General features: G+C 70.8%; 18 protein-coding genes and 1 pseudogene. 8 read left to right on the top strand and 11 right to left on the bottom strand.

The window, feature by feature from the left end; translation table 11 throughout:
• The first annotated feature begins 67 nt into the window (after window positions 1–67).
• Window positions 68–337, top strand: coding sequence for a hypothetical protein (locus ACFY3D_RS17785; RefSeq protein WP_350944005.1), 270 nt, complete (start codon window positions 68–70; stop codon window positions 335–337).
• A 292-nt stretch (window positions 338–629) separates the two neighbouring features.
• Window positions 630–1,376 carry a hypothetical protein gene (locus tag ACFY3D_RS17780; protein WP_389980591.1) on the top strand — a complete coding sequence of 249 codons (747 nt, stop codon included), beginning with the start codon at window positions 630–632 and terminating at the stop codon, window positions 1,374–1,376.
• 162 nt (window positions 1,377–1,538) lie between these two features.
• On the opposite strand, the gene ACFY3D_RS17775 is transcribed toward ACFY3D_RS17780, so the two are convergent.
• The 6 genes from ACFY3D_RS17775 to ACFY3D_RS17750 form a co-directional block, all read right to left on the bottom strand.
• Window positions 1,539–2,189 carry a TetR/AcrR family transcriptional regulator gene (locus ACFY3D_RS17775; protein WP_389980589.1) on the bottom strand — a complete coding sequence of 217 codons (651 nt, stop codon included), beginning with the start codon at window positions 2,187–2,189 and terminating at the stop codon, window positions 1,539–1,541.
• A gap of 348 nt (window positions 2,190–2,537) precedes the next feature.
• The gene (locus tag ACFY3D_RS17770) at window positions 2,538–2,729 is read right to left on the bottom strand and encodes a hypothetical protein (RefSeq protein ID WP_389980587.1); all 192 of its coding nucleotides are present in this window, start codon (window positions 2,727–2,729) and stop codon (window positions 2,538–2,540) included.
• A 284-nt stretch (window positions 2,730–3,013) separates the two neighbouring features.
• Window positions 3,014–4,459 carry a sensor histidine kinase gene (locus tag ACFY3D_RS17765; protein ID WP_389980585.1) on the bottom strand — a complete coding sequence of 482 codons (1,446 nt, stop codon included), beginning with the start codon at window positions 4,457–4,459 and terminating at the stop codon, window positions 3,014–3,016.
• On the bottom strand, window positions 4,456–5,163 hold the full coding sequence (locus tag ACFY3D_RS17760; protein WP_389980583.1) for a response regulator transcription factor: 708 nt from the start codon (window positions 5,161–5,163) through the stop codon (window positions 4,456–4,458). Before ACFY3D_RS17760 ends, ACFY3D_RS17765 begins: the two co-directional genes overlap by 4 nt.
• Before the next feature lie 43 nt (window positions 5,164–5,206).
• Window positions 5,207–6,733 (bottom strand): phytoene desaturase family protein, encoded by a 1,527-nt coding sequence (locus ACFY3D_RS17755; protein ID WP_389980581.1) that lies wholly within the window; start codon window positions 6,731–6,733, stop codon window positions 5,207–5,209.
• Between the two features lie 61 nt (window positions 6,734–6,794).
• Window positions 6,795–7,697 (bottom strand): LysR family transcriptional regulator, encoded by a 903-nt coding sequence (locus ACFY3D_RS17750; protein WP_389980579.1) that lies wholly within the window; start codon window positions 7,695–7,697, stop codon window positions 6,795–6,797.
• A gap of 70 nt (window positions 7,698–7,767) precedes the next feature.
• On the opposite strand from ACFY3D_RS17750, the gene ACFY3D_RS17745 reads away from it, so the two are divergent.
• From ACFY3D_RS17745 to ACFY3D_RS17725, 5 genes and pseudogenes are all read left to right on the top strand, one after another.
• A complete protein-coding gene (locus ACFY3D_RS17745; protein WP_389980577.1) occupies window positions 7,768–8,970 on the top strand; it encodes a YeiH family protein in 1,203 nt (400 codons plus the stop codon).
• A gap of 123 nt (window positions 8,971–9,093) precedes the next feature.
• Window positions 9,094–10,032 carry a pseudouridine-5'-phosphate glycosidase gene (locus ACFY3D_RS17740; protein WP_389980575.1) on the top strand — a complete coding sequence of 313 codons (939 nt, stop codon included), beginning with the start codon at window positions 9,094–9,096 and terminating at the stop codon, window positions 10,030–10,032.
• A 7-nt stretch (window positions 10,033–10,039) separates the two neighbouring features.
• On the top strand, window positions 10,040–10,990 hold the full coding sequence (locus tag ACFY3D_RS17735) for a sugar kinase (protein WP_350944021.1): 951 nt from the start codon (window positions 10,040–10,042) through the stop codon (window positions 10,988–10,990).
• Window positions 10,991–11,054: 64 nt separating this feature from the next.
• Window positions 11,055–12,746: a hypothetical protein gene (locus ACFY3D_RS17730; RefSeq protein WP_389980573.1), complete on the top strand. Its 1,692-nt coding sequence runs from the start codon at window positions 11,055–11,057 to the stop codon at window positions 12,744–12,746.
• Between the two features lie 395 nt (window positions 12,747–13,141).
• Window positions 13,142–14,329, top strand: a pseudogene (locus ACFY3D_RS17725) (MFS transporter); the annotation flags it as partial.
• 94 nt (window positions 14,330–14,423) lie between these two features.
• Here the strand turns inward: ACFY3D_RS17725 and ACFY3D_RS17720 are convergent.
• The 3 genes from ACFY3D_RS17720 to ACFY3D_RS17710 all read right to left on the bottom strand — a co-directional run bounded on the left by ACFY3D_RS17720 (window position 14,424) and on the right by ACFY3D_RS17710 (window position 17,686).
• Window positions 14,424–16,445, bottom strand: coding sequence for a tetratricopeptide repeat protein (locus tag ACFY3D_RS17720; protein ID WP_389980571.1), 2,022 nt, complete (start codon window positions 16,443–16,445; stop codon window positions 14,424–14,426).
• Window positions 16,442–17,332, bottom strand: coding sequence for an SIR2 family protein (locus ACFY3D_RS17715; RefSeq protein ID WP_350944250.1), 891 nt, complete (start codon window positions 17,330–17,332; stop codon window positions 16,442–16,444). The genes ACFY3D_RS17720 and ACFY3D_RS17715 overlap by 4 nt, the downstream gene beginning before the upstream one ends.
• Before the next feature lie 195 nt (window positions 17,333–17,527).
• Window positions 17,528–17,686: a hypothetical protein gene (locus tag ACFY3D_RS17710; protein ID WP_362900728.1), complete on the bottom strand. Its 159-nt coding sequence runs from the start codon at window positions 17,684–17,686 to the stop codon at window positions 17,528–17,530.
• A gap of 205 nt (window positions 17,687–17,891) precedes the next feature.
• Here ACFY3D_RS17710 and fxsT point away from each other — a divergent pair, with 205 nt between their 5' ends.
• On the top strand, window positions 17,892–20,420 hold the full coding sequence (fxsT, locus tag ACFY3D_RS17705; RefSeq protein WP_389980569.1) for an FxSxx-COOH system tetratricopeptide repeat protein: 2,529 nt from the start codon (window positions 17,892–17,894) through the stop codon (window positions 20,418–20,420).
• Between the two features lie 82 nt (window positions 20,421–20,502).
• Here fxsT and ACFY3D_RS17700 read toward each other — a convergent pair whose 3' ends face one another.
• The gene (locus tag ACFY3D_RS17700) at window positions 20,503–21,843 is read right to left on the bottom strand and encodes an HEXXH motif domain-containing protein (RefSeq protein ID WP_389980567.1); all 1,341 of its coding nucleotides are present in this window, start codon (window positions 21,841–21,843) and stop codon (window positions 20,503–20,505) included.
• Complete coding sequence (locus ACFY3D_RS17695; RefSeq protein ID WP_389980565.1) at window positions 21,840–23,036, bottom strand: FxsB family cyclophane-forming radical SAM/SPASM peptide maturase; 1,197 nt, start codon at window positions 23,034–23,036, stop codon at window positions 21,840–21,842. The genes ACFY3D_RS17700 and ACFY3D_RS17695 overlap by 4 nt, the downstream gene beginning before the upstream one ends.
• Window positions 23,037–23,235 lie beyond the last annotated feature (199 nt).

Below are 23,235 nucleotides of genomic sequence, written 5' to 3'. Positions count from 1 at the left end.
ACCCTGCAATTGCTTGATTAGCATCCCAAGATCGTGCAATTCTCTGTCCAGACGGAGGTGACTCACGATGCTGGACACGCTGTCTTGTCTTGAGAGATTCATTGCCGCCATACGGCTGCACGGCGACCTTTCCGTGCAGCGGATCTCGTTCGGCGACCCCGCGTACGTCTACGTCCGCAACCGTTTCAGCAACACCCTGGCAGAGACCGTGACCTGCGCCCAGGACGGCGGCTTCATCACCTCGTGGGGATATCGGCTCGGCACCAGCGACGACATCGACGACGCCGCGGCCCGGCTCGCCTTCCTCCTCGCCGCCATGCCCACCCCCCGGATCTGAGCGCCCCGGCACCGGGCCGGTTTCCCGTACGCCGGGTGCCGCGAAACCGCCCTCGCGCGTGGGCGCACGCGGGTCCGCCACTCAGTCCTGTCCATGCCTGTCCATGCCGCCTCGACCCGTCCGACCGCGAATCCCGGTGCCGCCAATCGGACGGCAATCGGTCGTTCATCGCCTGCTCGGACACTCGTGGGGAAGCAGGCCGCCGATCCCGGCGGCCCTGCCGGCGCGTGACGCCTGTCGGGGGCGATCGAGGCGGTCCGTCATCCAGCTCACACCGACGGAGAGGACTCCGATGTCCGAGCAGACGAGCACACCCACCTTCGCCGACCAGGTGCCGGAGACGGACTTCTCGGAGTGGGCCAGTGCCGTTCGAACCGACCTGCAGACCTACATCAAGACCCACGTGCCCGACTTGGCCAGCAAACAAGCCCCTTTCGAGGCCATCGACAAAAAGCTGTCAAGCCTGACGTACGCCATCGCCTACTACGACAAGGCCGAGAGCACGGCTCGCGAGGAGTTCATCGCGTGGCTGGAGGAGAACGACACGGGCGCTTGGGGGACCTTCGTCGCCCATACGACCCGGATGGAGACGCTGAAGGCTCAGGAGAAGGAGAGGAAGGACAAGGACTCACTCGCCTCCAAAGCGCTGGAAGAGGCGCAGCGCCTGACCAGGAAGTACGGTGCGGGCGCGGGCAGAAAGGCGGGCACGGTGATCGCCGTCGTCAGCCATGCCGGGACGGGCAAGACCTGGTCGGGGACGAGCGGAGAATACTCCCTCTCCACGAAGCATCCGCTCATGGCGAAGGTCCTGACCGGCGTGAGCCAGGTCGAGGATTGGCCGATCACCGCATGCGGAGAGGTCGCCGCGATGAACGCGTACCTCAACAGCACCGGTATCACCGAGATGGCCAAGATTCCCAAGGACATGCTCTACTTCCACGCCCAGACCTGGAACGCGACCGGCGGGAAGTGGCAGGCACGCTCCGCGTGCGGGAACTGCGACCAGTGGCTGAAGAAGATCGGCGCCAAACGGATCTGAGACCCGCTCGCGCCGGCCGCGCTCCGGCTCACCTTCCCACCCTGATCGAGGGCTGAGGAACAGGCGGTCCGCGCCGTCGCCCAGGTGCGTGTCGAAGTCATGCTCACCAGGACCGGCCGAACCTCCGGGCCCGCCGGCTCACGGAAGGGGCGCCTGCGGCCGTCAGCTCTCGGCCGGCACGTCGGGGAAGTCGGCGAGGTCGCGGCCGACCTCGCGGGCGGCGGCGACCCGGGCGTGGTGCAGCATCCGGCTCCGCGACATGTTGCCGGCGTGCAGGGTGTATCGGACCACGAGGCCGTCGAGCATGCCGTCGATCCGCTCGGCCGAGCCCAGCGGATCGTCGCAGGTGAACTCGCCCGAGGCGACGCCGTCGGAGATCACCTGGCCGAGGATCTCGATCCAGGCGCCCTCAAGCTCCAGCAGGATCGCGCGGACGTGCTCCTCGCGCACCCCGACGGCCCAGGCGTCGACCCAGAGGATCCAGCTCTGGTCGGAACGGGAGGCGGGGATGTAGAAGCGCAGGACGCGGTCGAGACGCTGGAGCGCGGTGCCGGAACCGGCGACGATCTCCTTCAGCCGCTGGACCTCGGAGTCGCTGGTGCTGCGGAGCATCTCGGTGATGAGATCGTCCTTGGTGGCGAAGTGGTAGTGGATCAGCCCGCCGCTCACGTTCGTCGCCTTGGCGATGTCGGCGACACGGGTGCTGGCCAGCCCGCGCTCCAGCACGACTCGCCTGGCGGCTTCAAGGAGCTCCGCTCGACGCTGGTCGGCCTGGTCGGCGCGGCTGCTGCGCGCCCCTCCTCCGCTATGCACGGCGCAAGACTACAGCAGCTCGGACCACCGCTCACTACTCCTGATCAGCGGATCAGTCAATACCTGCACGCCTGTCTCATCGGCTGTATTCGGTCACCGTACGGGCGAAGAAGACGGTGACCGAATACAGCGACGACCGCCGGAGGGGTGGGACGTCCCCGGTGGTCGTCGCCGTCGCGGTGAGCTCGGCCTCAGCGGTGGAGAAACCGCTCGGCGGACTCCCGGAACGTCACCGCCGGACTCGGCCGCAGCGGCAGAGGTGCCCGGTGGAGTCCTGGAACGTCACCACCGACTCTCAGCCGTGCCGAAAGAGAGGCCCGATGAAGCCCGGAAACGTCACCGCCGGACTCAGTCACAGCGGTAGAGGGATCGGCCGGTGGAGCCTCCGTACTCCGACGCCTCGACGGCGGCGCAGTTGGCCCGCACCCACTCGGTCACCCGGGAGTCGCCCCTGTCCGGCCCGCCCCTGTCGCCGCCCCCGGTCATCACGTACCTGAGCTGCCCCGAGGAGACGAGTTCCTTGAGCCGGTCCACGGTCATGGCCGGGTCGGCGTCGGGTTTCTCATGCCCTCAGGGTCATGTTGTGATCTTGAGCGCCCCTGGGGCGACCATTAACACCTGGTGAGAAACCCCGCGACCGGTTCCACCGGCGGGCGGGCGGCCCACGTACCCGAGCCGGGACACCCGGCGGGATCGACCGGAGACGACCGCTCACCCGCCCACGGTGACGGAACCTCGGAGCACCACGGGTTCCAGCGGAAACGGCCGCTCACACAGATGACGGACCGCCGGAGACGTCCACGGGTACCGCGGGAGACGGCCGCTCACGCTCCCGAGGCGGGAGAGCGGGTGGGAGAGCCGGGCAGGCGGACGCGGGCGAGGATGCCGCCCCCGGCGGCGTTCTCCAGGTCCACCTCTCCCCCGGCGTCGCGCACGGCCTTGGCCACGATGGCCAGCCCGAGCCCCGAGCCGGGCATGCTGCGGGCCGAGGAGGACCGCCAGAACCGGTCGAACACGTACGGCAGCTCCTCCTCCGGGATGCCGGGGCCGTGATCCCGCACGGTCAGCTCGCCGTCGCCGAGCCGCACCTGCACGGGTTCGGCCCGGTCGGCGGAGAACTTCACCGCGTTGTCCAGCAGGTTCACCACGGCCCGCTCCAGGGCCGCCTGGTCGCCCAGCAGGTACCAGGGGCTCAGCTCCACCTCGATCGAGGTGTCGGGGGCGCGCAGCCGCGCCCTGCGTACGGCCGCCTCGACGGCGTCGTGGAAGGCGACCTCGACGTGCGGTTCGTGCTCGTCCTCCGACCGTGAGAGCTGCAGCAGGTCCCCGACGAGCGTGGACATCTCCTCGAACTGGGCCTTGAGATTGGTCAGCAGCCTGCGTTTGGGAGCGGCGTCGAGGGGGCGTCCGGCGTTCTCGCTGCGCAGCAGCAGGTCGATGTTGGTGCGCAGGCTGGTGAGCGGGGTGCGCAGCTCGTGGCCCGCGTCGGCGATCAGCCGCCGCTGGCGCTCGCGGGACCCGGCCAGCGCGGTGGTCATCGCGTTGAAGGAGACCCCCAGTCTGGCGATCTCGTCGTTGCCCTCGACCGGGATCCTGGTGTCGAGGTCCTCGGTCCTGGCGACGTACTCGACGGCCTCGGTGAGGCGGCCGACGGGGCGCAGCGCCGTACGGGAGACGAGCAGCCCTGCGGAGGCCGCGCCGAGCACGCCGAGCGCGGTGACTCCCGCGAGGATCCCGGCGAGCGTGGCGAGGGTGGTGCGGACCTCCTCCAGGGATCGGGACTCCATGACCGCGACCCCCGGGCGGACGTTCCTCGTCAGCACCCGGACCTCCTCGCCGTCGTCGGTGACGCCGTTCCTGAACACCTGCCGGCCCGGGGGGCCGTGGGTCAGGGCCAGGTCCGCCGGGGTGACCTTGACGGGGGTGGAACCGGCCACGCACCTCTCGCCGTCGGCGTAGAGGAGCTGGATGGGCGCGAGGCGGGGCAGCGGCCTGCGACCGGGGGCCTCTCCGGGGTGATCGGGGCCACCGGGGACCTTTCCGGGATGGTCGGGGCCTCCCGGAACGCCCGCCCCTCGCGGCCCTTCGTGGCAGTAGGGAGCGATCCACTCGATGCCCTGCGGCCGTCCCTCCAGCGAGCGCTCCACCTGCCGCAGCAGCTCGGCCTTCACCACGAACCAGCACAGCACCGCGCACACCGCGATCGCGAGCGCCACGGCCGCCGCCACCAGCAGGGTGAGCCGGGAGCGCAGGGAGCGGCGCCCGTTCACGCGGAGGTCCGCAGCACGTATCCGACGCCCCGGACGGTGTGGATCAGCCGGAGGCGCCCGCCGATCTCGGTCTTGCGGCGCAGGTACATGACGTAGACGTCGAGGGAGTTGGAGGACGGCTCGAAGTCGAAGCCCCACACCTCGCCGAGGATCTGCTCCCGGGTGAGCACCTGGCGGGGGTGGATCATGAACAGTTCCAGCAGCAGGTACTCGGTGCGGGTCAGCTCCAGCGGCTCGCCCGCGCGGGTGACCTCGCGCCCCGCGGTGTCCATCCGCAGGTCGCCGAAGGTGAGGACCCCGTCGTCCCGGGCCGTGGGGGTGCTCAGGGCGCCGCGCCGCAGCAGCGCACGGACGCGGGCCAGCAGCTCGTCCAGCTCGAACGGCTTGACCAGGTAGTCGTCGGCCCCCGCGTCCAGGCCGGACACCCGGTCGCCCACGGCGTCGCGGGCGGTGAGCATGAGCACCGGCAGGTGGTTGCCCGCCGCCCTGAGCCTGCGGCAGGCGGTCAGCCCGTCCATCCTGGGCATCATGACGTCGAGCAGGACCAGCTCGTACGGCTCCCGGTCGATCGCCTCCAGCGCCGCCTGGCCGTCCGGGGCGACGCCGACCCGGTAGCCCTCGAACTCCAGGCTGCTCTGCAGCGCCTCCCTGAGCGCGGGCTCGTCGTCCACGACCAGCACCCGCGCCGCCTCCCCCTCAGCCATGACCTCCACGGTAGACGCACACCATGAGAGCGGGATGAACGCCTCAGGTGAGCGGCGCCATCGCCGCCATCGCGGCGTTGTGGCCGGGGATGCCGCTGACGCCGCCGCCGCGCCTGGCGCCCGCGCCGCAGAGCAGGACGCGCTCGAAGGCGGTCTCCACGCCCCAGCGCCCCGGTTCCCCGTACGGCCAGGACAGGTCGCGGTGGAAGATGTGACCGCCGGGCAGGCCCGCCTCGTTCTCCAGGTCGACCGGGGTCTTGGCCTCCAGGCAGGGGCTGCCGTCGGGGGCGCGCAGCAGGCAGTCCTCGACGGGTTCGGCGAGCACCTCGTTCATCGAGGCGAGCGTGGCGCGCAGCGCCGCCTCGCGCGCCCCCGCCGGGTCCTCCCGGAACAGCCTGGCCGGCATGTGCAGGCCGAACAGCGTCATCGTGTGGGCTCCGGTCCGGCGCAGCTCCGGGCCGAGGATGGAGGGGTCGGTCAGCGAGTGGCAGTAGACCTCGGCCGGGGGCAGCGAGGGGATCCGTCCCGCCGACGCCTCCTGGTAGGCGCGGGCGAGCCGGTCGCGGCCCTCGTTGATGTGGAACGTGCCGCTGAACGCGGCCGCGGGATCCACGCCGGTGTCCCTCAGCCGCGGCAGCCGCGAGAGCACCATGTTGACCTTGAGCTGTGCCCCCTCGGGGGTGGCGGGCTCGGCGTCCCCGAGCAGCCGGGCGAGCACGGCGGGCGGCACGTTGGCCAGGATCCGCTCGCCCGTCACCGTGTGCTCCCCGAGGGCGTCGCGGAAGGAGACCTCACCGGAGGGGTCGACCGCGAGGACCTCGGCGCCGGTCAGGATCTCCGCCCCCGCGGCGCGGGCGGCGTCGGCGAGCGCGCCGGAGACCGCGCCCATGCCGCCGACGGGGACGTTCCAGTCGCCGGTGCCGTCGCCGATCACGTGGTAGAGGAGGCAGCGGTTGGCGAGCAGGTCCGGGCCCACGGGGTCGGCGAAGGTGCCGATGAGGGCGTCGGTGAGGACCACGCCGCGTACGGTGTCGTCGGCGAACCGCTCGTCCACCACCTCGCCGATCGGGCGTTCGAACAGGTCGCGCCAGGCCTCCTCACCGACGAGGTTCCGCGTCGCCGCACGGTCGGCGAGGGGTTCCAGCAGCGTCGGCGCGATCCGCCGGGCCACCTCGGCGGTCATCCCGTAGAAGCGCCGCCACGCCTCCAGCTCACCGGTGCCTCCGGTGACCCGGGCGAAGGAGGCGGCCGTCCGCGCGGCGTCGCCGTTGTCGACGAGCAGCCCGGTGTCGCCCACCGGCGTGTACGAGGCGTACCTGCGCCGACGCAACTCGATCTTGAGCCCCAGGTCGGTGACGATCTTCGAGGGCAGCAGGCTGACCAGGTAGGAGTAGCGCGAGAGCCTCGCGTCGACCCCGGGGAACGCCTGCGCCGAGACGGCGAGGCCGCCGACGTGACCGAGGCGTTCCAGGACGAGGACGCGTCGTCCGGCGCGGGCGAGGTAGGTGGCGGCGACCAGGCCGTTGTGGCCGCCTCCGACGATCACGGCTTCGTAGCGAGAGCGGAGCACGAGACCTCCCGATCGGTGATGGATGAGGTGGATGGGATGAGGTGAGGGAGTCGGTCCGGGGTCATCGCCGCTCGCGGGCGGCGGAGAGGGTGATGTCGAGAAGGGTGGCGGCGGGGCCGGTGAGGACGCGGCCGTGGCGCCACACCGCCCGCAGGCGGCGCGTGAGGTCGATGTCCTTCGTGGGCACCTCGACCAGGCGGCCGGTGGCCAGTTCGGCCTCCACCGCGTAGCCGCTGAGCACGGCCGGGGCGGCGCCCTCACGGGCGGCGCCCTTGACCGCGGTGTTGGAGCCGAGTTCCAGCCTCGGGGGGGCGACCGTGTGGCCGGTGAGCGCGAGGTCCAGCGTCTCGCGGGTGCCCGACCCCCGCTCGCGGACGACGAGCGGGGTGGCGGCCAGCTCCGCGGCGAGCAGCGGGGTGCGACGACGCGCCCACGGATGCCCCGGCGCGACCACCACCACGAGCCTGTCGGTGGCCACCACCCGCGACACCAGCCCTGCCGGGACCGATGGCCCCTCCACGAACCCGAGCTCGATCTCCCCTCCGATCAGCCTCGCCACCTCGGCCGAGTTCTGCACGTCCAGGCCGACCTGGACCCGGGGCTCGCGATCCTGGAGCTCGCCCAGCCAGCGCGGCAGCAGGTATTCGGCCACCGTCATGCTGGCGGCGATGTGCAGGTGCGCGGCCCGGCCGTGCCGTACCGCCTCCGCCCCCCGCATGAGCTCCTCCGCCGCGGCCAGCACCTGCGCGGCCCAGGCCGAGACCATCACGCCCTGCGGGGTGAGGGTGGATCCGCGCGGGGTGCGTTCCAGCAGGGGCAGCCCGAGACGGCGTTCCAGCAGGGAGATGCGCTTGCTCACCGACGGCTGCGCGATGCCCGCGGCCCGGGCGGCCTGGCCGAGACTGCCCAGGCGTTCCACGTCGACGAGCAGGCGCAGGGATTCGAGGTCGGGCAGCTCACTCATAGCGCCAGGCTATGACCTGCCACAGAGGTGACGGCTACCGGCCTCCCGGCGTCACACCGACACTCGGGGCATGCCCGTCTCGCACTCCCCCGGTCCTGTCGGCTCCGCCACGCAGTCCCCGCCGACGCCCGTACGCCCGGCACCGGGCTCGGCCGTGGCACCGACATCGACGCCGGGCGCGCGGCCCGGAACCCTCGGGGCGTTCGGGAGGCTCGCGCCGGGGCTCGGGGCCACGATCGTCGCGGTGGTCCTGGCGACGGCCGCGACCGGGGTCGTTCCCGGGATGAGCGCCGCCGTGATCGCGGTGTTCCTCGGGGTCGCGCTCACCAACCTCGGCGGCCTGCGCCGGTCGCTCGTCCCCGGGCTCGCGTTCGTCTCCCGCCGGGTGCTCCGCCTGGCGATCGTGCTGCTCGGCCTGCAGATCGCGTTGCCGGAGCTGCTGGCGCTCGGCTGGCGGGCGCTCGCGGTGGTCGCCGCGGCGACGGGCGTCACGTTCGCCGCGACGCGGTGGATCGGCGGCCGCCTCGGGGTCAGCCCGCGCAGGTCCCTGCTGATCGCGACCGGCGTGTCCGTCTGCGGGGCGGCGGCGGTGGCCGCGATGCACGAGGTCGCCGACAGTGACGACGACGACGTGGCGGCCGCGGTCGGCGTGGCCGTCCTGTACGGCAGCGCCTCGATCGTCGTGCTGCCCCTGCTCGCGGGGGCGCTGGGACTGACGTCGCGGCAGCTGGGACTGTGGGCGGGGGCCTCGGTGCACGAGGTCGCGCAGGTGGTGGCCATCGGCGCGGCGGCCGGAGCGGGTGTCCTGGTGAGCGCGGTCGCCGTCAAGCTGGCCCGGGTCGTCCTGCTCGCCCCGATCGTCGGGCTGACCTCCGTCTCCCTGCGCCGTGCCGCGACGCGCGGTGGCGCGACGGACCGCTCCAAGACCGGGGGCCCTTGGAACGCGGAGAGCGCCGCAGACGACGAGAACTCCAGGAGCACCGGGAGTGCCGGGAGCACCGACGGCACGCTGCGGCGCCCGCCGGTGGTTCCGCTGTTCGTCGCCGGGTTCGTCGCGGCCGTGGCGGCGCGGAGCCTGGGCGCGGTGCCGCCCGAGATCATCGAGGTGGTTCCCGGCCTCACGGCGGTGCTGCTCGCCGCCGCGCTCTTCGCCCTGGGTACCGGTGTGGATCTGAGAAAGCTCGCGCGGGGCGGGCGATCGCTGCTCCTGGGCGGGATCGCCACGGTCATCATCGGCGGGATCTCACTGTTCGGGGTGCTGGTCATTGGCTGATCTTTAAGTGGACGTCTCCCCGCAACCGCCGTAACGTGCTCTTTTTGGGGAAGACGGTGTCGTTTACACCGTTCCAAAAGCAAGCAATGATTACGACCTCGGACAAGGAGACAGAACCAGCTCATGCGTACCACCCGACAGTCCCTCTCCGGTGTGCTCCGCCCCTCGGACGAGGTGGCCGAAGCGCTGGAGCGGGGTGCCCCGATCGTGGCACTGGAGTCCACGATCATCTCTCACGGCCTGCCCCAGCCCCGCAACCTCGAGGTCGCGGTGGAGCTGGAGCGGATCGTCCGGGAGACCGGGGCGGTGCCCGCGACGATCGCGGTGCTGGACGGCGTGGCGCGCATCGGCCTCGACAAGAGCGAGCTGGAGCGCGTCGCCGGCGAACCGGGGCTTCGCAAGCTGGGCTTTCGCGACCTGCCCACCGCCGTCGCGCTCGGGGCGAGCGGGGCGACGACGGTCTCCGCCACCTCGTTCCTCGCCGCCAGGGCGGGTATCCGGGTCTTCGCCACCGGCGGCCTCGGCGGCGTGCACCGCGGCTGGACCGAGAGCCAGGACGAGTCGGCCGACCTCGACATGCTGAGCCGGACCCGCATCACCGTGGTCTGCGCGGGGGTGAAGTCGATCCTGGACGTTCCGGCCACCCTGCAGCGGCTGGAGACGCGCGGCGTCACGATCGCGGGGTTCCGCACCGACGAGTTCCCCGGCTTCTACCTGCACTCCTCCGGCGAGCCGATCGACTGGCGCATCGAGACCCCCGACGAGGCGGCGGGCATCATGCGGGCCCAGGACGCGCTCGGCGGCCCGGAGACCGCGCTCATCGTCGCCAACCCGGTGCCGCTGACCGAGCAGCTCGACCCCGAGCTGCACGACCGCGTCCTCGCCGGCGCCCTCGCCGAGGCGGAGGAGCGGCGGATCACCGGTCAGGCCATCACCCCGTTCCTTTTGGGCTACCTGGTGCGCGGCACCGACGGCGCCTCGCTGGAGGCGAACCTGGCCGCGGTACGGGGCAACGCGCGTGTCGCCGGGCAGATCGCGGCCTCCTGGAGCCGGGGAGACTGAGGGCACCGTGGCCGGAACGGGTCTGCTGATCATCGGCGACGTGGTGACCGACGTCGTCGCGCTTCACGGCGGGTCCGCCAGGAGCGGTCTGGCCGTCGGGACGGACACCGCCGCCGACATCGTGCTGCGTCCCGGCGGCTCCGGCGCCAACACGGCGTCCTGGGCCGCCTGGCTGGGCGCCGACGCGCGGATCCTGACCCGGGCCGGCTTCGACACCGCCGACTGGCACGCCGCCGAGCTGCGGCGGTTCGGGGTGCGGCCGCACCTGCGGGTCGACCCCGACCGGCCCACCGCGGTGGTGATCGCCATGGTGGACGTGACCGGGGAGCGTTCCATGCTCACCAACCGGGGCGCGGGCGGGCACATCGGCACGGGCGACTGGGACGAGACCCTGCTCGACGGTGTGGGTCATCTCCATCTGTCCGGATACACACTGTTCGCCGAACCTGGGCTCCAACTTTCCCGGCTGGCGATGGCCGAGGCGTCCCTGCGCGGGGTCTCGATCAGCGTGGACCCGGCCTCGACCGGTTTCCTGCGCTCGTTCGGCGTCGAGCGGTTCGTCCGGGAGACCCTCCCGGCCCAGCTGGTCATTCCCAACCTGGACGAGGCGCTGCTGCTCACCGGCGAGACGACCCCCGAGGGGGCGGCCGAGAGTCTGAGCCTGCGCTACGGGGCCGCGGCGGTGAAACTGGGATCCCGCGGCGCGCTGATGGCCAGGGAAGGAAAGTTGGCCGCCCGGGTTCCCGCGCTCACCACCGAGGTGGTTGACTCCATTGGAGCGGGGGACGCGTTCGCCGCCGGACTGCTGACGGCCCTGCTGAGCGGGGCCGCCGACGAGGTCGCGCTGGACGCGGGACGCCGTGCCGGGGCGGAGGCCGTGACGGTTCTGGGTGGCCGTCCACGTGTCCTACCGTCTGATTTGGGTACCAGGGAGCTTTACCCTCTTAATGCCAATTGATAGCTTGCGGCGTAAGCTGCACCATTAGCCACACGCGTCACTTTGGGGAGGTTACGGTCCGCCGATGGATGCCGAGTCATCGATCTGCCTGAGTGATCTGGTCCCGGCCCTGCGCTGGAGCCGTCCCCAGCAGGTCGCCGAAGCCCTCGCCGACCCCCGGCTGCCCGCCGGCTGGTGGTCGTCGGTCACCCTGCCAAAGGCCCTCGGCGCCGCGGGGCTCGACTGGGTTTGCGACAGGCTGGCCCGGCTCTCGCTGTCACGCTGGGATCATCTGCCGTTGAGCGACGTGCTGCCCGCGCTGCACGTGCACACGGTCGATCCCACCCTGCCCGACTGGCCGGAGCCCGCGCGCTCGGCCATCGCCGGCCTGGGCGGCTGGAGCCGCCTGCGCCGCCTGACCGCGGGAGACCTGAGCGCGCCCGCGACGCCTTCCCCGGAGATCGTGGTCACCGCCGTCTTCCGCGAGGTGCTCAGCCACGTCCCCGGGCTCGCCGAGCAGACCGCGCCGTCCGCGCCGGCCGCCGTCCACGCCCAGGTTCCGCTCCAGGAGCACGACCAGGACCCGGCGCAGACACCCGCGCCGCGGATTCCGGCTCAGCCGTCGGCGCCGTCGGCACCCCAGGTGCCGGTCCCCGAGCCCGCGGCCACAGAACCGGCGGTCCCCGAACCGGCCGCCCCCGCGCCCCCGGTCAACCTCAACGACTATCCGCTGGTGCGCCTGGTCGACAACATGTTCCGCGACTGGAGCCCGCTGGAGCGCGCGGTCGCCGTGGAACGGCTCTTCGCGGTCGAGCCGATCAGCCTGCGCGCGCTCGCGCACAAGCTGAACGCCGACCGTGACGCGCTCTCGGCGGCCCAGCGCGCCGCCGAGGAACGCATCCTGCTCTGGCTGCGCTCCCCGGAGTCCGCCCCGCTCACCGGGCACATGTTCGGGCTGACCGAGTGGCTCGGCGCCGCCGCCACCAAGGACCAGCTCATCGGCGCCGACCCCGCGCACCCGATCGAGGTTCCGACCCTGCGGACCCCGCTGTGGAGGGTGCTCGTCACGCTCATGCCGGACCGGCGGCTCCAGGACGACTGGCTCGTCGTGGGCGATCTGGGCGGCCTGCGCGAGCGGACCCGCCAGCTCCTGTCGAACAAGCCGATCGACAGCGACTCGCTCAGGCTCATGGAGCACCAGCTCGGCATCCGCGCCCACTCGGCCCAGCCCTGGCTGGACGCCCTCGCCGCCGCGAGCACCGCGCAGGAGGCGGCCCTTCAGGAGGGTTCCTCCGAGGAGGTCAGGCAGCTGCCACGCCGCACCCCGGGGGCCAACGGCCACCACCACCGCGGCGGGCAGCCGATCCCGCAGGTGAACGCCGGCGCCATCGACCCCCGCGCGGCCCTGGCCACCCTGTCGGCCCTGGCGGGCGGAAACTCCAGACCGCACCTGATCACCAGCCAGCGGGCCCCGCTGCACTCGCCCGCGAGCCCGTCGTCCGACCCGGGCCGCTGGCAGCGCATCGAGGTGACCAGCGACCACCTGCGGGGCGGCCCGGTGGCCGTGCCCGAGGGATACGCCACCCGGCTGGGCATGCGTCCCGGCACGCTGCTGTCGGTCACCGGCCCCGGCGACAACGCGGTGGTCCTGGTCTGGCGGGACCACCCCGTCTTCGACTCGCTGCAGCCCGTCCTGATGCGTCTGAACGCCCGTCCCGGCGACCAGGTCTACGTCACCGTCGACGGCTACCGCCTGGACGCCCAGCTGCCCGCCTGAATCCCGCGCCTCCCCTGCCCCGGACTTGAGGAAAAGGGCCCTGGGGAGGTGGGTCAGGCTTTCCTCGACCACTCCCGAACAGGCCACTCCCAGACATCATCGTCAGGGCGCGGAACCTGACGGTCTTTCCCGGCCGCTCTTCTTCGGCGCTATGCTTTTGGGACTCAAGTGACTTGGCAACACCACTGTGACCCGTTTTGACGAACGGGCTCTCATTGGTGTTGTTTTCTATGACTTTTTGTCAAGAAATTGTCATCGTTTCTCTAACAGCGGGAGTCCGTATAGCTCTCTCCCTCCATTGCCTTGTGAGGTGTTCCCTAGAACGCGGACGGGGACGGCGGGCGACCAGGTCGTGCTGGGGCGCCCGGGATCAGAGAGCGACTTCGAACTAGCCGATGAGAAAATTCGCCCGCGTCTGGCTGGGGATGACATTCTCGACCGTGGGGTCACGAGCCGTGAGTGTCGCCTATCCCCTCCTGGCATTGACCCTGACCGGTTCCCCGGTGCAGGCGGGCTGGACCAGTTTCGCGCTGACCTTCCCGATTCTGGTCTTCTACATTCCGGCGGGCGTCCTGGCGGACCGGGTGAACCCGCGCTCGCTCATGCTCCTCACCGAGACCCTGCGAGGACTGATCGTCTTCACCGTGTTCCTCGCGCTCGTCCTGGACCGCCCCTCCCTGACACACCTCCTGGCGGCCGCCTTCCTCGAGGGCACGCTGTGGGTGCTCTACTCGCTGGCGGAGACGGCGCTGATCTCGTCCCTCGTCCCGAAGGACCAGGTCTCCCTCGTGATGGCGAGGAGCGAGACGATCTCGCATATCGCGGTGCTGGCGGGCAGGCCGCTCGGGGGGTGGCTCTTCGGGGTCATGTACGCGATGTCCTTCGCGGTGAACGCGGCGCTGTTCTTCCTCGCCCTCCTCTCTCCCCTGAGCGTGGCCGGCGGCAGGACGGAGCACAGGACAGGTCGGCCCCGGCTGCGGGTGCTCCGCGAGATAGCCGACGGGGTGCGAAGCCTGGCGGGACGGCACCTGCTGAGGGAGATATCCGATGGTTTCCGGGAACTGTCCAGGCACCGCTTCCTCCGCAGGGCGATGGCCGTGACCACGGTCACCAACCTGATGGTGAACGCGCTCATCATGATCTTCATCGCGGGGTCGGCGAACCTGCCCTCGCACCAGGTCGGCCTGGTCCTCGCCGCCGGAGGCCTGGGCGGTGTGGCGGGATCGACCCTCGCCCCCTATCTCAGGCTCGAACCGAGGAACTTCACGCTCTTCGCCCAGCTGTGGATATGGGTGCTGGCGCTCTTCGTCGCGGCGTACGGGGAGAGGCCGCTCTTCTTCGGGCTCGCGATACTGCTGACCGGCTGCACCGGGGCGCTCAGCAACGTGGCCATCAGAACCTTCGAGGTCGGCACCGTCGACAAGGGCAAGCTGGGGCGGGTGATGAGCGTGCATCGGCTCGTCGCGCACGGTGCCGTGTGCGTCGCCGCCCCCCTCGGTGGGATCCTGGTCGCCGGGTTCGGCGTCCGCAGGGCGGCCGTCATCCTGACCGTCCTGATGTTCGCCGTCGCCATGGGGGTGACGTTCACGTCACTGCTGCGCCTCCACGCCCGGCTCGGTCTCGCGGGGACGACCAGGAAGGTGAGGGCGACCGGTGCCCACGTGGCCGCCCGGGCGCTCACGACGTGGCGAGCAGCCGATCCGCTTCGGCCGCGAGATGCGCAGGCAGACTGGGCGCTCTCGCCTCCCTCGCCCGCCGGGCCAGATCGGCCGCCGACGCGGCGTCACCGGTCAGGGCGTAGACGCGGGCGGCGTACAACAGCGCCGGACCATGATCTCCCGCCTCGGCCGGCACCGCCCTGACCTCCCGTTCCGCCTCGGAAAAACGTCCCAGGACGGCCAGCGCGAGAGCGTGGGCGGCCCGGGTGGAGGGCCACTGCAGCGGCCGGACCCTGTCGAGATCGCGTAGCGCGGCCTCGGGCCGGCCGAGGCCGACGAGGATCTCACCGCGGGCGCGCAACGCCTCGGCGAGGTTCCCCTCCCTGCCCAGCACGTCGTCGAGGACGTCACGCGCCGCGTCGGGATGACCGTCGTACCAGAGCGCCCAGGCGAGCTCGGTCTGGATGTTCATGTCATCGGGCAGGCGGCGTATCGCCGAGTACAGCTCCCGCACCGCGGCCGAAGGGCGTCCCTGGGCCAGTCGCAGCCTGCCGATCCCGGCGAGAAGGCCGCCGACCGCCGAGGTCGCCCCCAGCGACTCGAAGAGGACCGCGGCGGTGCGGTAGTGGGAGACGGCCTTCTCGAAGTCCTCGCGCCGGTGCGCGACGTTACCGAGGAAGGACTCGATCTCCGCCCGCGACCTGGTGTTGTCACCGCAGCGCTCCAGGGCCTCCTCCGCCTGCTTCGCGGCCAGCGCGAACTCCCCGTCGCGGAACGAGAGTTCGGCGGCGCGCAGGTAGTCGTCGGGGAACGACCCGCTCTCGGCCCGCACGACGAGATGGTCGTTCTGGAGGATGGGCTGGATGAGACGCTCGTGCGAGAGCTCGCACCACCGCGTGCCGGCCTTGATGTCCTCACGCAGGATGTGGCGGTCGACCAGCGCCCTGACCAGCGCGTTCGGCATGCCGGCGGTGACGGTCTCCCCCTGGTAGACGACCTCGCGGGTGCCGAGCTCGGTGATGAAACAGCGGCGCAGCCAGCTCCTGAGCTCCGCGACGTCGCCCCCGAAGTGGTCACGGGCCACCTCGGAGATCATCCGCTCGGAGAAGTCGGTGAGCGAGCGGTCGGCGTTGGCGAACCTGCGGACGTGGTCGGAGGAGATGACCCGCACCTCCTCGGGCAGGGAGCGCCACATGGCCGAGCACACGACCTGCAGCTGGACGGGCTCGACCACCTTGGCGTCGGCGACGACCTCCTCGCCGAGCGCCCTGCCGACCCTGATCATGCGCAGGTCGTCCACCAGCCCCCGCGCCGCGCCGGGGGCGAACGAGCGGCCCGTCCCCTCGAGCGGCCCCTCGGTCGCCCGGACCGCGGCGGCCGTGTCGAGGGCGGTCAGTGAGAAGCGGCTTCTGGCCATGCCCGCCAGTTTCGGCTCGTGGGGCAGGATCGCGGCGAGGTGGTCCTCCCGGATCGAGACGAGCAGGCGCAGGTTCGGGTCGTCGTCCAACGCCTCGACGAGCTGGCCGATGAACCACTCCCGGTACGGCTGGCGGTGGGCGAAGCCGCCGAAGAGCTCCTCGGCCTGGTCGATCGCGGCCAGGGTGAGCACCGGATCGCCGTACGGATCCTGACGGGGCGGGCGCCGGCCCAGGAACTCGCGGATCGTCAGCCCCGCCAGCCGGGTGGGCGTCTCCAACGGGGACCACGACGACAGCAGCGCGAACACGTGCGGGTTGTGGCGTGAGAGCGCGGCGGAGGGGAAGGGCGAGCCGTGCGAGACCCGTCCTATCGGCAGGACGTCGGTCCTGCCCGCGTCCAGCAGCGGGAGCACTCCGGCCTGGATCAGCGAGGTCTTACCCACGCCGGACGGCCCGTACAGCACGGTCAGGCGCCCGGCCTGCCACAGGTCGGAGACCTCGCGAGCCTCCCTGTCTCGGCCGAAGAACTTGGAGCGGTCCTCTCGGCGGAAGGCCCGCAGGCCGACGTACGGCTGGCCGGTCGCGTCGGACCGGTCGCGATCGGGGGTCACCTCGGAGGTCACGGCACCGGTCCCATCCGCCGGCGCAGCTCACGGCAGAACTCCTCCGCCGTCCCCCAGAAGATGGAGATCCGCCAGTCTTCGTAGTATCTGGCCAGCTGGCGCTGGACCTCCAGCACGTCCGCCTTCGTGCTGGCGAGCGAGGGGGCGAGCTGGACGCTCACGTGCCTGCGGCGGTTGATGCCGGGAACGGCTTTCAACAGCCCGTGGAAAAGCACGCGAAACGTCCAGTCCTGCAGGCTGTAACCGATGAACAGCAGAGGTCTCCTGGTCAGCGCCGCGAGAATGGAGGTGGGCAGCATTCGCTGCCCACCCGCGACGCCGTCCACCGCGAGGTTGGTGAGAAACTCCAGATAGTCGTCCTCGGCCAGCACGATCGACGCCGGATCCTGCAGGTTGCCGTGCAGATGATAGATGAGCGGAGCCTCAGGCCTGGGGTTCCAGCCTGCCTCGCTGCTGAACAGATCTTCCGCGTAGGCAAGCCCTTTGTTCCATGGGCAAATTGCCACATTCGGCCTTTTTCCCACCGCTTCGAGCGAGCGCAGGATGAAGTCGTCGTAGTTCGTCGTCAAGTACACCGGAAGAGGGAAACTCGCCAGCAGGGCGTGCGGCTCAAGCGGGTCGAGGAAGTCGGGAGCTCCCCCGGCATCGAGTTCGTCGCAGATCCGCCTCTTCACATATACCGAATCCCCATATCTCATCACCGCGAACTGCGTCACCCTGGGGAGATCGTGGTCGTCGGCGAAGGGATAGTCCCATCGGCGCGCCATGTCGCGGCTCAGCGCCGTCCCCGTCGGCAGGGTGCCCACGCACGCCCCCGACCCCAGGAAGGGCGTGCAGTCTCCGCTGTTCAGCTGGTCGAGCAGGCGCTCCCACTCGGCCTCCCCCATGTCGTGCACGCAGGGCACCACCTCACGGACGGCAGGTCCAATCAGGTCATGGACTCGATGCCGTACGACTCTATTGGCATGGTCAATCCCCCCCGCACGGTAAGGCACCCCCTGTGTCACCGAGGCGGCCGGAGTGGGCGAATGATTCACGATCACCTTTCTGCCGCAACCCGCATGAAACGGCAAGGTGATTCCTCAGATCGAACTCGTGAATCCCGCCGCGGGCTCCGCCTTCTCCAGCAGCAACGGCTCCAGCATCCTGCGCAGCCAGGCCTCGTCGACCTCCGTGAGCTTCTCCAGGGAGAGGCCCTCAAGGTCGATGAGACCTCCCGGCCTTGAATCGTCATCGCGCATGCGTGCTCCCTATGACGTCGCGTCGCCTCCGGACCGACCCGGCACCGGTTTTCAGGACGCCCCAAAAGGGGGTGCGATACCACTCCCGAAAATTTCCGGGGCCGGGTTTTTTCTCAATGTGATTCTGTAATACCCCACTCTTCGAATCAACCTTTAGGATGACCGTACGATCCCTTTGGCTAGAAAAAGGCGGTGGCCCGAGGTGGTGGAGCTTTCACACGCGGCGAACACGGTGCCCGAGCGGCAGCCCGAGATCTGGGAGAAGGTCCCACCCCGCAACAGAAACTTCACCGGGCGCGACGACATGCTCCTCAAGCTCCGCCAGGGCATCAGCACCGTCACCGCCGTCGTCCCCCAACCCCAGGCGCTGCAGGGGTGGGGTGGTGTCGGCAAGACCCACCTGGCCATCGAGTACGCCCACCGCTACCGCTCGCACTACGACCTCGTCTGGTGGATCCCCTCCGACCAGCGCGTGCTGGTGCCGTCCGCACTGGCGGCGATGGCGCCCTACCTGGGCCTGCCGCCGGCGTCGGCCACCGGCGTCGAGGAGGCCGCCGAGGCGGTGCGCAGGACGCTGCAGAGCGGCACCCCCTACCGCCGCTGGCTGCTGATCTTCGACAACGCCGAGGAGCCGGGGCAGGTTCAGGAGTTCATCCCGCGCGGGCCGGGACATGTCCTGATCACCTCACGCAACCCCAAGTGGGAGGACCACTTCGAGACCCTCCAGGTCGATGTCTTCACCCGCGAGGAGAGCATGGCGTTCCTGAGGAAGCGCCTGCGCCGGGAGGTCCCCGACGACGACGCCTCGCGGCTCGCCGAGCAGCTCGGCGACCTTCCCCTCGCCCTGGAGCAGGCCGGCGCGCTGCAGTACGAGACCGGCATGTCGGTCGACGAATACCTGGAGCAGCTCAACGAGCAGGCGAGAAGGCTGCTGGGGGCCAACAGGGCACCGGGATATCCGCTCTCGATGACGGCGGCGTGGAAGGTGTCGGTGTCGCTGCTGGAGGACCGCCTCCCCGAGGCGATCACGCTCCTGCGGTCCTGCGCCTTCTTCGGCCCCGAGCCCATCCCCCGCGACGTCTTCCGCAGGGGAAACAAGGCCGTCGCACCCCGGCTCGGCGGAATCCTGTCCGACCCGATCCTGCTCGCCACGGCGCTGAGCGAGCTGAGACGCTTCGCACTGGCCAGGATCGAGCCCACCACCCGCACCATCCAGGTGCACCGGCTGATCCAGGCGCTCCTGCGCGACGACCTGTCGGAGAAGGACCAGGCCGACATCCGGCACGAGGTGCACGTGCTGCTGGCCGGCAGCGCCCCCAACGATCCCGACGAGAGCGCCAGGTGGCGCCGCTTCGAGGAGCTGGTCGCCCACGTCACCCCCTCAGGCCTGGAGGAGTGCACCGATCCGGCCGTCAGACGGTTCGCCCTCAACATCACCCGTTACCTCTTCGTGTCGGGCAACTACCAGTCGGCCCGTTCCTTCCTGGAGAGCTTCGTCAAGAGGTGGACCGAGGTCAGCGGGGCGAGGCACCCGGACGTGCTCGTCGCGTACAAGCACCTGGGCAACGTGCTGCGCGGGCTCGGCCAGTACTCCGCGGCGTACGAGATCGACCGCCGGACCCTCGACGACATGCGCGAGGTCCTCGGCCACGACCACAACGAGACGCTCCTGACGACCAACGGCTACGGGGCGTCCCTGCGGGCGCGCGGCGACTTCATCGCCGCCAGGAAGCTGGACGAGGAGTCCCTGGCCGCGCACTCCGCCGGCCGTGGCCCCGGCCATCCGTCCACCCTGCGCGTGCTCAACAACCTGGCCCTCGACTACGCCCTCACCAGTGACTACACCGAGGCGCGGCGTCTGCACCAGGAGACCTATCTGGAGATGAGCGACGCGGGGGAGGGCATCGGCAGGACCGTCCTGCTGCTGTCGTGGAACGGCCTGGCCAGGGCCGTGCGGCTCTGCGGCGACTACACCGAGGCGTGCGACCTGGGCGAGGAGGCCTACGCCTACGGCGTCCAGGAGCTGACGCTCGACCATCACGCCACGCTGCTGACGGCGAAGGACCTGTCCATCGCCAAGCGACGCTCGGGAGAGGTGACCGAGGCGCTGGAGCTCGCGCGTGACACGCACACCCGCCTTCAGCGGCTCTTCGGGGACGAGCATCCCGACACGATGGCCGCGGCGATCAACCTCTCCAACGCGCTGCGGACGACCGGCGACCTCGACGAGGCGTTCGCGACGGCGGAAAGGACGGTCGCCCTCTATCCCAGGGTGTTCGGCGAGGAGCACCCCTACAGCCTCGCCTGCGCCGGCAACCTGGCGATCCTGCATCGGTTGCGCGGTGACGTCGCGACGGCGAGGCGTCTGAACGAGAGGGTGAGGGAGGGCCTGATCGCCAAGGTCGGCCGGGAGCACCACTATCCGCTGACGTGCGCCATCAGCCTCCAGACCGATCTCGCGGCCCTGGGGGAGACCACCCGGGCGTGCGAGCTCGGCGAGGAGACGCTCGCCCGGCTGCGAGGGCTCTTCGGCGAGAACCACTTCCTGAGCCTGTCCTGCGCCAACAACCTCGCCCTCGACCTGAGGGCCGCGGGCGAGAAGGAGCGGGCCGAGATCCTGTACGACGACACGATGCGACGCTACGAACGCCCGCTGGAGACCGGCCATCCCGACGCCCTCCTCGCGAGCGAGGGCCGTCGCATCGACTGCGACTTCGACCCCCCGCCGATCTGACCGCCGATCCGTCCCGCTCCGGTGGAACGCCTTTGACCCCGCACTTTGGCCGGAACGCCTGTTTTCCGCCGCGGTCTCCCGGTCAGGGGCCGGTGTGGGGCCACCCGTTCGCCCGGAACCCGGGGTTGCGCCTCCTCCAGGCGTCGAGGTGCCGCTCCGCCTCGCGCCGGGCCTGGCTCTCCGCGGCGGAGTCGACCGGTTCCGCGGCGCACTCCTCCAGCGTCTTCCTCATGCGCGCCACGAACTCCTCCCCGCGCTCGTTCAGGCCCCCGCTCGCCAGCAGCGTGCCGGTGACCGCGTAGGCGGCCCGCCTCCAGCGGGCGAGTTCCACGCGTGCCCGGAACGCCTCGGCGTCCCGCTCGAAACGGTGCTGCCTGCGCCAGAACTCCGCCACCCCGAGATAGGCGTACGAGCCCTGCAGCAGGCCGTAGACGGGGCGCGGATCGTCCCGCCAGGGCGCGTAGTGGCGGGAGCCGTCGTCCGGCAGGGTGAGCGGGATCGCCTCGGTCAGCGCGGTGAGCTTCGCGTGCTGGATCTCGTGGGCGAACGTGGCCGCGAGCCCCACGCCGTGCCACGGGTCGGACATGGCGACGGTCCCGAACGTCTCGCGCGAGGTGGCGCTGTTCTGCCCCCGTTTCGGGGCCTTGACGGGGGTGAGCACCGACACGGTGAGCCTCACCTCCTCGGCCACGGTCGCGTGGTGCGCGGCGAGGACCCGCCAGGCGTCGTCCAGGTGCGTCCCCCACGCGCGAAGCCGCCCGGGATCCAGCCGCGGCTCCGCGACCTCCTTCGCGGACCACCGGTACGGGTCGAGGTCGTCGACGACCGGCTCGAATCCCGGGGTCACCCGCAGCCCGCGAAGCGCCTGCCAGCCGGGCCGGTCGCCGCGGGGACGGACGCGGACCGTCAGGCCTGCGGCCTCGAGTTCGGCGCCGTCGGCGTCCGGTCTCACCGTGATGTCGACCGTCTCCTCCGCCCCCTCGGGGAGGGTGAGACGCCCCAGTGACGGCAGCATGATCGCGCCGTCACGGACGGGCAGCCGGACCCGGCAGGCGATCCGGGCCCGCACCGCGGCCACCACGGCCGGCGCGCCCAGCTGCGCGGGATCGTCGGACGTGCCGTTCCCGCTCCGCAAGGACCGGTAGGTCCGCCACGCCCACGCCCCCACCGCCGGGTAGCGCAGCACGCGCTCGACCTCCTCGCCCGCCTCCACCTCCAGATCCGCCAGGAGGCCGTAGGCGCGTGCCGCCAGGGCGGCGCCGGGGTGGCTCGCCGAGCGCGCCTCTGTCACGACCCCGCGAATCAACATCCTGTTCTTGAGGCGCTGGAACGCGCTCAGCTCGGCCACGGCGTCGGCTCCGCCCTCACCGGCCGCCAGCGCGAGAACCGTCGTGTCGGACACTCCCTGCGCACCGAGCCTCATCGACTTCCCTTCAGCCGGGCGACGTCTCTCGCGAAACCTGTACGGATGTGGGTGATCAACCGGTAGAGGTCGGGACAGTAGACCGAGGGGCCCTTGAAACCGGTGGACTCGCTGTATCTGTGCGCGTACAGCCCTCCGCCGCAGACCGAACGCAGGTCGCAGGCCAGGCAGGCGGGGGCGAGCGCGAGCTCGCCGATCTGCCGGGCGGCCATGGCCGGATGCCTGAGCGCGTCGTCGAAGGAGTCGCGGAGCAGATGCAGCCGGGTCGCGGCCGCTCCGTGGTAGCTGGACTTCAGGATGTCCGACTGCTCGATGCTGCCGTCGGTCTCCACCACGGCCATCCTGGCGGGTGAGAGCCCCACCGTCTCGCTGCGCGAGGCGCCTCCCGTCAGCAGGCGCAGGATCTCGCGGAACAGCCGGATCTCCGTCTGGTCGGCGGCCGAGCCGTACCAGCGGTCGAAGATCGGGATCAGCCAGTCGGCGTACGGTGTCACCTCGTCGTCCGGGAGGCGGTACGGCGGCGGGGCGGACCAGTTGCCGTGCGGGAGCAGGAAGTCGACGGCCGGTGGGTCGAAGGCGAGGAGCGCCTCGTAGGTCGCCAGCGGGTCGTTACGGACGTCGACGGTGCACAGCAGGCCGCTGAACAGGTGGTGGAACGGACCCTCGGTCAGCCTGCGGAGCGCGTCCGCGACGATCGCGTGGCTGCCCCGGCCGTCCGCGTAGCGCCTGTGCCGGTCGTGGCCCTCGGCGTAGCCGTCCATGCTCACCCCGACGCGGATCTCCAGGCTCTCGAAGAGCCTCAGGTAGGCCTCGTCCAGGCGCAGCCCGTTGGTCTGCACGCCGACGCGGACGCGGGTCCCGACGTCGGCGGCGGCCCCCCTGATGGTGCGCACGGCGTAGGAGATGAGATCGGGCCCGGCCAGCAAGGGCTCTCCCCCGTGCAGGATGACCTCGACCTCGGCCAATTCGTGGGCGAGCGCGTGCTCGGCGACGCGTCTCGCCGTACAGTCGACGATCGCCTTCGACATGCGCCGCGGCTGGGCCTTCCACGACTGGTCGGCCATCTCGTAGATGTAGCAATGGCGGCAGGCGAGGTCGCACCTGCTGTGGATCTTCAGGATGAACTGCCGGAAAGCCGCCGGCCGCCACCCCGAGTCCAGCAATCCCCCGACATCGAGCGTCGCGGGGAACACGCTTCGAGGCAGGGGGATTATGGGGTCGGGTTTCTCCGGCAAACGTGGCACACCTCTCTTGCGCCATTCCCTATCTGGCATGACTTTGCCCCAATAGTCAAGTTTTCAGCCCCGCGCATTCCTACCCCTTCATCGACATGATCACTGGTTTTTCCTTCAATCTGGAACGGCGGCCGAGCATCATCTATCGTGGAAACAT

It is taken from the genome of Streptosporangium sp. NPDC000509, assembly GCF_042898365.1.
Classification (GTDB): Bacteria; Actinomycetota; Actinomycetes; order Streptosporangiales; family Streptosporangiaceae; genus Streptosporangium.
This window is presented reverse-complemented; position numbering and strand designations above follow the sequence as displayed.